Annotated in this window: 11 protein-coding genes; 2 read left to right on the top strand and 9 right to left on the bottom strand. The window is 38.3% G+C overall.

What is annotated here, in order from left to right; all coding sequences use genetic code 11:
* Positions 1–5: 5 nt before the first annotated feature.
* The 9 genes from Ana3638_RS09080 to Ana3638_RS24655 all read right to left on the bottom strand — a co-directional run bounded on the left by Ana3638_RS09080 (position 6) and on the right by Ana3638_RS24655 (position 7760).
* The gene (locus Ana3638_RS09080) at positions 6–242 is read right to left on the bottom strand and encodes an ATP-binding protein (RefSeq protein WP_246241103.1); all 237 of its coding nucleotides are present in this window, start codon (positions 240–242) and stop codon (positions 6–8) included.
* Positions 227–526 (bottom strand): hypothetical protein, encoded by a 300-nt coding sequence (locus Ana3638_RS09075; RefSeq protein WP_161837733.1) that lies wholly within the window; start codon positions 524–526, stop codon positions 227–229. The genes Ana3638_RS09080 and Ana3638_RS09075 overlap by 16 nt, the downstream gene beginning before the upstream one ends.
* 26 nt (positions 527–552) lie before the next feature.
* Positions 553–1233, bottom strand: coding sequence for an ATP-binding protein (locus Ana3638_RS09070; RefSeq protein WP_161837732.1), 681 nt, complete (start codon positions 1231–1233; stop codon positions 553–555).
* Positions 1226–1909, bottom strand: a complete 684-nt coding sequence (locus tag Ana3638_RS09065) for a response regulator transcription factor (protein ID WP_161837731.1) — start codon at positions 1907–1909, stop codon at positions 1226–1228. Before Ana3638_RS09065 ends, Ana3638_RS09070 begins: the two co-directional genes overlap by 8 nt.
* A gap of 250 nt (positions 1910–2159) precedes the next feature.
* A complete protein-coding gene (locus Ana3638_RS09060; RefSeq protein WP_161837730.1) occupies positions 2160–4178 on the bottom strand; it encodes an alpha-glucuronidase family glycosyl hydrolase in 2019 nt (672 codons plus the stop codon).
* Positions 4179–4284: 106 nt separating this feature from the next.
* The gene (locus tag Ana3638_RS09055) at positions 4285–5862 is read right to left on the bottom strand and encodes an extracellular solute-binding protein (RefSeq protein ID WP_161837729.1); all 1578 of its coding nucleotides are present in this window, start codon (positions 5860–5862) and stop codon (positions 4285–4287) included.
* Positions 5863–5910: 48 nt separating this feature from the next.
* A complete protein-coding gene (locus Ana3638_RS09050; protein WP_161837728.1) occupies positions 5911–6783 on the bottom strand; it encodes a carbohydrate ABC transporter permease in 873 nt (290 codons plus the stop codon).
* A 15-nt stretch (positions 6784–6798) separates the two neighbouring features.
* On the bottom strand, positions 6799–7419 hold the full coding sequence (locus tag Ana3638_RS09045) for an ABC transporter permease subunit (RefSeq protein WP_202621592.1): 621 nt from the start codon (positions 7417–7419) through the stop codon (positions 6799–6801).
* 38 nt (positions 7420–7457) lie between these two features.
* On the bottom strand, positions 7458–7760 hold the full coding sequence (locus Ana3638_RS24655; protein ID WP_202621591.1) for a hypothetical protein: 303 nt from the start codon (positions 7758–7760) through the stop codon (positions 7458–7460).
* 246 nt (positions 7761–8006) lie between these two features.
* On the opposite strand from Ana3638_RS24655, the gene Ana3638_RS09040 reads away from it, so the two are divergent.
* Positions 8007–10196 (top strand): helix-turn-helix domain-containing protein, encoded by a 2190-nt coding sequence (locus Ana3638_RS09040; protein WP_161837727.1) that lies wholly within the window; start codon positions 8007–8009, stop codon positions 10194–10196.
* Positions 10197–10225: 29 nt separating this feature from the next.
* Positions 10226–12088, top strand: coding sequence for a hypothetical protein (locus Ana3638_RS09035; protein WP_161837726.1), 1863 nt, complete (start codon positions 10226–10228; stop codon positions 12086–12088).
* Positions 12089–12232: the final 144 nt, after the last annotated feature.

Raw genomic sequence — 12232 nt, 5'->3', positions numbered from 1 at the left:
CACCTCTATGCTCCCCCGTGCAGCACAGTAAGCTCTTTGGCTATACTAAGTCCCAGTCCGAAATGGGTTTTATCCTTTCTGGATTTATCTTCCCGGTAGAATCTTTCGAAAATTTCTTTCTTTTTATCCTCCGGTATACCCGGTCCGTGATCTTCCACCTCAAGCCATAAACGGTTTTTCTTACAGTGACCGCGAAGCAGGATGGTATCTCTTTCCACCGTATAAGTTACCGCATTATCAATAAGGACAGCCAGTATCTGTTTGATCCGTTCTCCATCCCCTCTGCTTTCGGAAGTATATCATCCTGTACCTTAAGTTTAAGTTCTTTCCCCTGCTCCTTGCAGAATGGATAAAACAGATCATAAACTTCAAGCAGCAGAGTATCCATGTCCAGTATTTCTTTCTTAATTTTCCAGCTTTTTGCGTCCACAGAAGCTAATAACAGCATGTCTTCAATCAAAGCTGCCAGACGTTTACATTCCTTATCAATTCCTTTTGTAAAATGCTCCGCCCTCTCTGGTTCCACAATTAATGCGGAAGCATTTGCCCGAATCACTGCCAGGGTGATTTTAGTTCATGAGAAGCCGCTGCTATAAATTCAGTCTGACGCCTCCTGCTTTCTTCCACCGGCTTTAAGGACTTACTTACCATAAATCTGCTTACAAAAAATAACGCAGTGATTCCCAATAAATCCAGGAAAACCAATAAAAGCCTTTGTTCTAAAACAGAAGCCTCATTTCCTGATATATACTGGAGTGCTGCAACACTTCGAAATCCTCTGTCTATTGGAACAATAAAGACCTCCCCAAGGTACCGGTCGTTTTTATTGCCTCTTATTTCATATACCTTACTCTGTACTTCATTCAGGGAAACGGGCCGGATATTGGTATTGATATTATCCTTAAGTGCAAGTTCTTTTATTTTATCAACCAGTACTTCCCGTTTGGTGGGCGTCTGCCAGGAACCCTTAAATAAAAAAGGGGTCCCATTATCTTCAATATGGATAATTAAATGATTGCTGGTTTCCATCTCCGCCATCCATAAGTTGCTGATTTCCTGACTCATATGTACATTTTGATTTATGGTAATATAATTATTCCGAAAGGACTCCATTCGACTTCTTTGTAACTGTTCATTGGTGATTACTGCTACAAAAATAATTACCGCTGTTAAAATAAGTCCTGTGGAGCAGGTATATAATAAGATTAGCCTGTTTTTTATGGAATTAAGCATTTTCTTTTCTCTCCATTCGATAACCAATACCGTGTATTGTTTTGATACTCACTTTCGCATCAAGGGCTTTCAGCCTTCTCCTCAGAAAAAATATATAGTTATCAATATTACCGTCTTCTACAAAGGAATCCGGTCCCCATACTCTGCCAAGAATCTGTTCCCTTGTTAATATCTGTTCTTTGTTCAGGAGAAAAAATTCAAGTAATGCCCCTTCCCTTTTTGATAATGAAAGACTCTTATCACCGCAAGCTGCTACATATGTATTGGTATTTAATTCGACATTCATAAATTTAAGAACAGTTAGATCTTCTATCTTTCTGGGCCGTCTTAAAAGTGCCCGGATTCTCGCCATTAATTCCTGAACTTCAAAAGGCTTTGCCAGATAATCGTCTGCGCCTCCGTCCAATCCGTCTATTCTGTCATTTATACCGTTCATGGCGGTTACCATAATCACCGGGGTTGTATTCCCCTTTTTCCTTATATTCTCTAATATAGTCAGTCCGTCCACCCCCGGCAGCATCCGGTCCAGAATAATCACATCGTAAGCCGACCCGTTAAGATAATAGGACACCTCATCTCCATTATGGCAGATATCTAATTCATAACTCTCTTTTTTTATATGGACTGACACTGCTTCACATAATTCTTCATCATCTTCGATCATTAATAATCTCATAAAATGCCCTTTCACCGACAATTCATTCAGCTATGTGACTATTTTTCTTTTTACTATAAAACAATCGGTATTTCCTTATATTTCTTAATTTTACCATTACGGATATTTAAAAACAATAAAAAAGCTAACTAATAAATCTTAAGATTGTTTAATACGGATTTATTAATTAGCTTTCTATTTCTTCTAAATCATTTTTAACAATAATTATATTGGCGGAATAATATTAGATTAATTTTTTAACTTATTTTAATTAATAAATATTTCTGCCTTTCACATCCGGGATTCCGGTTTTTCTATAAAAATAGGAATTAATCACATCTCTCCATTCTTTAGCACTGTTCAGTTGTTCATTCAGTTTTAAGATCACATTGTTATAGGAATCCATATCCATTGCTTCTTTTATTTCTTCCCAAAGACAAATCATTTTTTCTACGTCTTCCACACCCTCAAAATGGGAGTCATAGATATGCTGTAAAAGTGTCTTTCCCGAAGATAATGTATAACTATAGTCAACATAATGAAAAAACAAAAGTAACTCCTCAGGACAAGTTTCCTTATCTCCATATATTGTATCAAGCGGCGGATTATACTGGCTGCAATAACCGGTTCCCTTATTGCTTCTGTCAACACCTATTCCAAAATGATCCGCCCGGTGATAGGTACCCCAACTATCATACTCATATCCGTCTACACTTGGTCCGTAATGGGTATGGGGCGTCACCATCCAGCCGATTCCCAGGGGTGAGGTATATTTCTCATAAGCCGGCCAGGACATCTGTAAAATCTTATTGATATTCTTTACTACCTTTTCCTCAAATCCATAGGTTAAGGCGATCCATTCTTTAGCAATTCTTTCAGAGGACAAACCTGTATCAAAAGCCAGTCTTCCAAAACCATAAAGATTGGCTGCCGCCAGATCATGTCCGGTCCAGTTATTATCATTCCCAGTATTCGCTACCGCAGCTATCCCGCACTTTACTTGGTGATAGGTTTTACCGCTGACCAGATCCCCAACCGTAGACAGCTTTTCCTTACAATACATATCAAAGTTCAACACCTCCTTAAACCACGGAATCAGAAAACAAACATGCTTTTGCTGTCCGGTATATTCCTGAGCTATCTGAAACTCAAGAATCATGTTTGTTTTACTTAATCCGCCAAGTAAGGGAGATACCGGTTCCCGCACCTGGAAATCCATAGGACCGTTTTTAATTTGCAATATAACATTATCGGCAAAAGTTCCGTCCAACGGCTTAAAATTATCATAAGCGGCTTTAGCCCTGTCTGTGATTTTATCCCGCCAATCCTGTCTGCAGTTATATACGAAACACCTCCATATAATTGTTCCTCCATGGGGTTTTACTGCCTCCGCCAGCATATTGGCGCCTTCGCTGTGAGTTCTTCCATAGGTATAAGGTCCCGGCCTGCCTTCTGAGTCTGCCTTTACCAAAAACCCGCCAAGTCCGGGCAAGTTCTTCCATATTTCTTCTGCTTTTTCTCTCCACCATTTGCCGACCCTCTCATCCAACGGATCTGCAGTATCCAGTTCGCCCAGTTCTACGGGAGACGCAAAATTAATACTAAGGTATAACTTTATTGCATAACTTTCAAAAATATCGGCCAGCTTCCTTAATTGCGTATAATATCTTTCTGTTATTAACTCTGTCGCAGCATCTTTAACATTAACATTATTTATTACAACCGCATTAATTCCTACGGAAGCCATCAGCCTGGCATATGCCCTGGTCCGGTCATTAACAATGATTTCATTATCATGAAAGAAGAACGATTCTCCTGAATATCCTCTTTCTATGGAACCGTCCATATTATCCCAATGATTCAGCATTCTTAACGGATTAGACGGGATTTTTTCCTCTTCCCAGGACCAGTTATCAAAATTTGCCGCAGGTTTAGGAGCTTTACTCTCCCCAGTCTGCAGATTCCTTAATAATGCAAATGTACCGTACAGTAATCCAACCTGCGTGTCGGCCTCTATTATACATCTTCCCCTGTTGCTTTTTAAGGAATATCCTTCCGGCCCTAAGGATGACTTCTCATTTACAGTAAGAACAATTCCATTGCCTGTTCCGGTATTGGCTGCACCGCCGCTTATCTTTATCTTTCTATGATACATGTCCCAAAATCCTAATGCTAATTCTTCATAAATTCTGTCGATTAGTCTGCCGGTTTCCCCGCAGTAGACGTTAACATCGAGTTTATTCACATCTGATATTTTTTTATATTGCAACCAACATTGTGTGTATTCCATTACTTTCCTCCCAACTTGTATTAATCTGATAGAAATATTATCTTCTACATCATAACAGGAAATATAAAAGGCTGCAACAAATTATCTGCTCAGAGTATAACGGCCTTTATTCGCCGGTATAGTAATCCGAGTTTACGTACCAATCCGTTGACAATTTGATTTTCTCATCTCCGCCTTCTTTTCTCCAGTTGGCAACATAATTATCCCATTCTGCTTCAATATCAATCGCTCCGGTAATCGCTTTATCCGTAAATTCCTGAACTGATTTCGTAAAATCATATTTTAATAATTCATTAAATACCGGGCAATATAAGGAAAGGTCATCATAAGAACCGTATTCGTTGGACAGCATTAAATCGTGTATTCCCTGTTCTCCGAAATTTTGTGTCATAATGCCATAAATCGGCTCTTTATCAACATTGGGAAGTTGCACTCCCAACGTTAACTGACGCCAGCCTATATTTTTACCTTTTCTGTCATCCCTTAAGACAATGGAGCCACTGCTGTCTAAATCATAATCTTTTCCTTCCAGTCCTGCAAATGTAAAGATACCTCCTTCTTCCGAGCATGCCCAATCCCAAAGCTTCAGCAGATATTCCGGATGTTCACAGGCACTTGTTATGGCCATCATATGGCGGTTAGGGGATGAATAGACATAAGAAGCTTCACTTCCGTCTTTATGTACGGGAGGTTTCACCGCAACCAGTTTTGAACGGTCATAACCCATGCTCTGATATTCGGTTAATCCCCAGAACCATAGGAAAGCACCGGCTTTACCGGAATTTATTTTATCCCAGATTGTAGAGGGATCATCCACAATAAAATTCGTATCAAGGATTTTCTCCTCATACAATTTATTCATGAAAATAAGCCATTCTTTGTATTCCGGAAGGATATAATTCGGCAGCAATTCCCCGTTGACATATTTTGCTTTCGCCGCACCAAAAGAATCCAGGAATGTAAAATTTGTGAAATGAGTACCGGAAGAGGTAGCGGTAATACCGAAAGTATCTTCTTGTCCGTTTTTGTCAGGGTCGTCCGTGACAAATCGTTTCAGCATATTATACCAGTCATCTACGGTGACCAGATCCGTTTCCGGATTAATCCCCAGCGCTTCCAGCCAGCTTTTATTCAGGAAAGTCATATAAGGACTTGAATCATATCTCTGAAAAGGGACCGCATAAATATTACCGTCGTATTTCGTCACATCCCAGGATTCCTGTTTAATATTTGCTTTCAGGTTAGGATAAGAATCAATATAGTCATCCAGTGGAATTAACATCTTTTCCTCTGCAAACCGGGCCAGATCAGAACGTTGGGTATCTCCCATAAGCATAACTGCGTCCGGTAAATCGTTGGAAGCCATGATCGTATTTAATTTCTGAGTATAAACCGAAGAGGTATCATTTATAAATTCAATATCAATACCTGTCTGGTCTTCAATATATTTTACGTAATCGTTATCATTTACGTCACTTCCTTCCGTATCTACATTAATATTCGTCAATATGGTTACTTTGGGACGTTCGGAAGCTTCTCCTCCTGACGAGGTATCTGCTGATTCCGCGCCTGTATTATCAGAATTTACTTTCTTGTTTCCGGAACATCCGGAAGATAAAGATATCACAAAAACCAATACCATCAATAAAGATAATAATTTACTTAAAGAATTTTTCCTATTCATAAACTCTCCATTCTGCCATAATATACGGCTCATTTAATCATTATTCCACTACCCCTTTACTCCGCCGACCATAATGCCTTTCACAAAATGCTTCTGTATCACCGGATATACCAATAAAATAGGAATACAGGATACAAAAATCGCAGTTGTCTGTATCGACAGCAGGGATACAAAATTCTCTGCAGGTTCCACCATATTCTGAACGGAGGATCTCATAATAAGTTCAATTAAATATACCTGCAGCGGTTTTAGGGCATCACTGTTAATATAAATTACGCCATCCATTAATTCATTCCAATGACGCACGGCAATATACAGCAAAATTGTCAGGATCGCCGGTTTTGATAAGGGCAGGGCAAGTTTCCTGTAAATTACAAATTCATTCGCACCGTCTATCTTTGCCGATTCCGTAATGGAATCCGGTATTGCCGAAAAAAAACTGATTAAAAGCATAACATTCCAGGGATTTAAAACCATAGGCAGTATAAGTGCCCAAATAGTATTTAATAAATGCAGTTTTTGTATTACAAGATAGGTAGGAATAATCCCACCATTGAATAATATTGTAAATACGAGCATTTTAGTAAAAAAGCTTCTGCCCTGGAAATTCTTATAAGCGAGTACATAAGCTGCCATGGATTGGACCAGCAGGCCGAGTACCGTACCCAGGACGGTTCTGGTAACCGTAATCAAAAAACCCTGATAAAATTTTGATTGGCTTAATACTATTTTATAAGACTGCAGTGAAAATCCTTTCGGAAACAGTCTGACTTCCCCCACCTGTATTAACTGGGGATTGCTTAAGGAACATATTAATACATACCAGAAAGGAAGTATACAAATAATCGCAAAACTAATTAATATAATAACAATAATTAAGTAGGAAAGTGACATTTTTTTTCTTACATTTTTTCTTTTCATAATTTGTCTCCATGTCTACCACAAACTCTTATCAAATAATTTCTTACATACCATATTGGATATCATGATAAGAATCAGGCCTATTATGGACTGGAACAATCCGATGGCCGCTGTAATAGAAAATTGTGCATTGCCGACTCCCACCCGGTATACATAGGTACTGATAACGTCACCTACTCCGTATAAGATAGGTTTACATAATACGTATATTTGTTCAAAACCTACATCCATCATGGCACCGATCTGTAAAAGTAATAATACAACGATGGTTTCCGATATTCCGGGCAGGGATATGTGGCGGATAATTGCAAGACGGCCGGCACCGTCTATTTTGGCCGCCTCATAGATCTCCTGGTCTATAGAAGTGAGTGCGGATAAATACATAATGGTTCCCCAGCCGGCACTTTTCCAAATATCACTTAATACCACAATTCCTTTAAAATACTTTCCTTCCTGCATAAATGCAATAGGTTCCCCTCCGAAAAACCCGATAAGTTGATTTATGATACCTGTTCCCGGATTTAAGAATTGAATTACAATTCCTCCGAATACAACCCAGGAAACGAAATAAGGAAGATAGATTGATGTCTGGATACACTTTTTAAGTTTCTTTCCCTTTATTTCATTAATTAACAACGCAAAAAATATTGGTGCCGGAAAAGAGAAAAGTAATTTCAGGATATTAATCCCAAGTGTATTTTTACTACGGTATAAAAGTCCGAATTATTGAAAATAAATTTGAAATTTTCCAATCCGGCCCAGCTGCTGCCCAGAATACCTTTCTTAAATGAGTAATCCTTAAATGCAATAATCAACCCCCCATTGGCAGGTAACGAAATAATATCAGCAGTACGATTCCCGGAAGAATCATCAGATATAAATACCGGTCCCTGATAAAATTTTTCCTGAAACGGGAAAAAGAATTTCTTTCCTGCCTTTTTTAGTTGTCTGTACCTCCATTTAATACCTCCTTTCAAGTTGATAACTGCATCTTAATTTAAGGAGTGAAAATCAGCAAGGTACATTTCTTTTTTAGGGGTAATCAATTCTATATAATACACAAAAATTGATAGTACATAATTAATTTATAGTACATATTTTTTACTTTCCTTGATTTCATAGGATGATTCAAATATAATAATACAATAAATCCACGCCATAAAGTATTGCATTATGGTAATAATTAACATCTCCATAAATAAATAAGGAGTGAGGATACCCCTATGATTAAGAACAAGACATTTTTTTCGAGTTATTTTTTATTGAAGTATTTTATTTTTTTTCTGTTTACCATTGTTTTTTCCACATTACTAATTGGAATTTCCTACTACGGAACAATTAAAAACCTGGAAACTAATTTAGAAACAAACAACGAGAAAATGGCAATTCAGATGAAAGATATTGTAGACGAACGACTGAACAAAATAATTAATACGATTAATAATCTGGGTTCTTATTATAAAACAAATTATCTGTTAAATTTGAAAACTCCTCTGGCGGAATGTGAACCGATGGATATGATTTATGCAAAGGATTATATTGATTATATTGGTACGCTGTCCCTTGCTAATGATCTGATAGCAGAATTATCCGTCTATTCTTTATCTAATGACGAAGTCTTTACTTCAAAAGGAGTAAAGACATTAAATGACTGGCATAAAGACACTTTCAAAAAAAATAGCAGCAATGCTTTAGAGCAGTGGAGACAATTATTAATAAATAATACACCCGGCAGAATTTATCCCGAACAACTCTATTACACGAATAGTGTACCCGTAAGAGTACTGCCCCTTATACAAAAGCTGCCCCTGGGAAGTAAAACACATAATATTGGAAATGTATGTGTTTTAATAAATTGTAAGAAACTGTTTACCGGGTTTTTGGATTCCAATTCTTATAAAAATTACTATATTACAAACCAAAACTCGGAACTTTTATATTCTTACCGGGACATAGACCTTGCCGATTATCCCATCGAAATACCGGAGAATAAGAATGCAGGCAGCCTTATTAAAAAAATTAATCAGGAAAATCAGATTATAACCTATGCCCGTTCTAACGAAGGACTGGTTTTTGTTACGGTAACACCATATAAAGAAGTCATGTCCCAGGCATATTATTTAAAGAATATTTTTTATTTTATGATCGCTTTCAGCTTTGCAGCCTGCCTTTCCGCCGCAGCCGTAATTCTTATTAAGATAAACAAACCTGTTAAGAGTCTTCTGGATGATAATCATGATTTAAACTCCCGCATAAAAGAGCAGACAAAACAGGTTCAGGTTTCTATCTTTTGCCGCCTTCTTACGGGATTTTACAGCAGTAAACAGGAAATTAAATTATCTTTAGGACTAGTTGGCATTGATTCCTCCAATAAACTCTACAATGTAGTTAATATTGTCATGCAAAACGACAGCCAGCAGGAATTAACTGATTACATAGGGATTAAAGCACGAATTATTGAATTTACAGCAGATAATCATATTTATGCTGTAGATACCGGACTGGACTGCCTCTCATTGATCTTTGAATTCTCCGAATCAAACATTGACCGGTGTAAAGAAAAAATTATTTCCGTAATAGAGGAAATTCAATCCCATCTGTCATTACACCATATTTCGGTTCTTGCAGGATGCGGCTGTTTTTATGAGGATATCACCCAAATAAGAGATTCTTATTCCGAAGCCGTTTTTTCCTTTAAAAGCCGGATAAGCCAGGGTAATAATTTAGTTTTCTGGTATAATGACCAAAATCTGATACCTATGTTTTTCTATCCCCTTGAGATTGAACAGCGTATCCTTATCAGTGCCAGATGCGGTGATTATGCTGCAATTAAAGAATCCCTGGAATTAATATATGCAGAGAATTATTTAAAAACAAAAATCCCGGACAATATGAGCGATTTATTGGTTATGAAAATAAAAACTACCCTTTTGTCAGCCTGCAGTGAAATCCAGGCATTAAACGGAGTGTTATATCAGGATACCATTTCATTTATTTTTTCCTCTGAGGGTAATAACCCTAAGGAACAAACCTACAATAAAATCAAAGAGACGTTTGAAGCCATATGCCGTATCACTTCTATGTCGCAGACCATACGAAGCAATCAGCTGAAACAGAATATATTAGAATTCATTGACAGTCATTATCATGAAAATGATATGTGCCTGTCCCTGGTTGCAGATACTTTTCATATATCAGAAGCCTATTTATCCGCTTTTTTTAAAGAACAGACAGGCATTAATTTTATATCCTATATAGAAACAAAACGGCTTACCAAGGCATGCATATTATTAAAAGAACATTCCTTAAGTATAGATTCCATTGCAGAATCTGTCGGATATACCAGTGCCCACTCGTTCCGCAGGGCATTTAAAAGAAATTTCGGGATTAACCCGGCTAATTATAGTTCATAAATAATTTTTCATAAATAAGGAGGCTTACTATGAGTCAAAAAATGAGCAGCAACGAATATTTACTCCATGTCCTTAATTCCGGGCATAAAAATCCTTTTGTTAAAAAAACTCTTAAGGATTTCCATGCCGCCTACTACGAGGTGGTAAAATTGGAATTAAAATTACGGGGATTGGAATCGGAGGACTTCTGTTACGAACATCTGTCCCATACGCTAAACCGGCTTAAAAACCGTCAGGATATGGCTGAATTCGGTATTCCGTCCTTAGTCAGGATTTTAAAAGAATACCGCCATATGCTTCCGTCAGAAATCATATCTGAAATAGAAGAAACCTTAACCGGATTCCGCTATTGGCTGGATGAGCCGGGGGAAATTCACGCCTGCTATTTTTCAGAAAATCATCAGCCGCTTTACCATAGCGGTGAATATTTGGCAGGAAGCCTTTTCCCTGATACTACTTTCCCATCTAACGGGAAAAGCGGCGAGTGGCATAAGCAGCATGCATATACTTATCTGAATCGTTGGATGGACTGGCGTATTAAATTCGGGTTCAGTGAATGGTGTACCAATTACTATGCGGAAGATATGATTGCCCTGCTTGGCATCTATTATTATGCTGAGGATGTGATATTGAAAAAGAAAGCAGGTAAATTAATAAATACGTTGTTGTTAGAAATTGCACTTAACAGTTTCCGCGGTCAATGGATCGGTACTCACGGGCGTACCTACACCCACTATGTTGTTGAACCTGCCTTTGATTCCATCAGTCCGATATGCCGTATGTACTGGGGAGAAGGAAATATTGACGGCGACCTGGCCGACTGTGCCATTATGCTGGCGGTTTATCAATATGAATGCCCCGAAGAAATCGTAAAAATTGCCCTTGATAAACCTTCCGTAATGATCAATAAAGAACGAATGGGAATAAATACCGCGGATGCCAGGTACTACGGCATCGACCCGGCTGATTTTGATAATATTATGTTTTTTTGGGGAAATCAGACTTTTGATGCGAAAGAAGTTATCGAAAATTCCACCCGGGTTATCAAACCCTCTAATTGGATGAATGAACGAATCAATGCATATAAAGAAAAATATAAGTTATGTGATATGGCAGGAATACCTTATGATCCTGACCCTGATTTTACCGCCCTTACGCAGGCAGATATCTATACATACAGAACGCCTGATTACGGTCTGAGCTGTGCCCAGGATTACAGAAAAGGCAAACAGGGTTATCAGCAAATGCCATGGGGTGCAACCCTCGGAGGGCGTGCGGTGGTATTTACAAACCATCCTGGTTCCCAGGAATTTGAAGACCGGCCGAACTTGATTGCGGGAAACTGGATTCTGCCCAGAGCTGCCCAGCACGAAAATGTACTATTATGTATTTACCGGATTCCGGCAGATTGTATCAGAATGCTGGAGACCCATGCTTATTTCCCTCAGCATGAATTTGATGAGGTAGCAGAACAATGGGGTTGGATTTTCGGTAAAAAGGAGAGTGCTTACATTGCTCTTAGGTCCCTCGTTCCCGCCCATTGGAAAGAACCGGATCCCGCTTTATATAAGGCAGTTTATAAAGAGGAGTGGGAATCCTATTGGAATAATGCAAGGCCTTATTTTTATCATGCCAACGGTCATGCTAATATATGGATTACCGAATTGGGCAGTCAGGCGCAAAACGGCAGTTTTTCAGACTTTATAAATCAATTTGAAAACGCTGCTCTAACAGGAGATACCTTCCACTTTACTTATCATTCTCCCTCCCAGGGTACTATAACCTTTGGCTGGAATTTACCGCTAATGATAAATGGAAAAGAAATTATAATAAATAACTATGACAGATATGATAATCCTTATCTCAAAGAAGCCTTTTACCAACCCAGATAAGAAAAACACCTGAACTGATACCTGCTAGCAGGCATTTCAGCGGAAATCCTGTCTAAACTCTGCCTCCGACTTAAAACAAGTAAGTCTAAATCTGCTGCTTGTAAACGGGGACTTATTTGTAAGGCAAAAAAAAGCTAACGGATA

This window comes from Anaerocolumna sedimenticola (assembly GCF_009931695.1).
Classification (GTDB): Bacteria; Bacillota; Clostridia; order Lachnospirales; family Lachnospiraceae; genus Anaerocolumna; species Anaerocolumna sedimenticola.
Note: the sequence above shows the minus strand (reverse complement) of the source record. Positions and strands in the feature narration are given on the sequence as shown.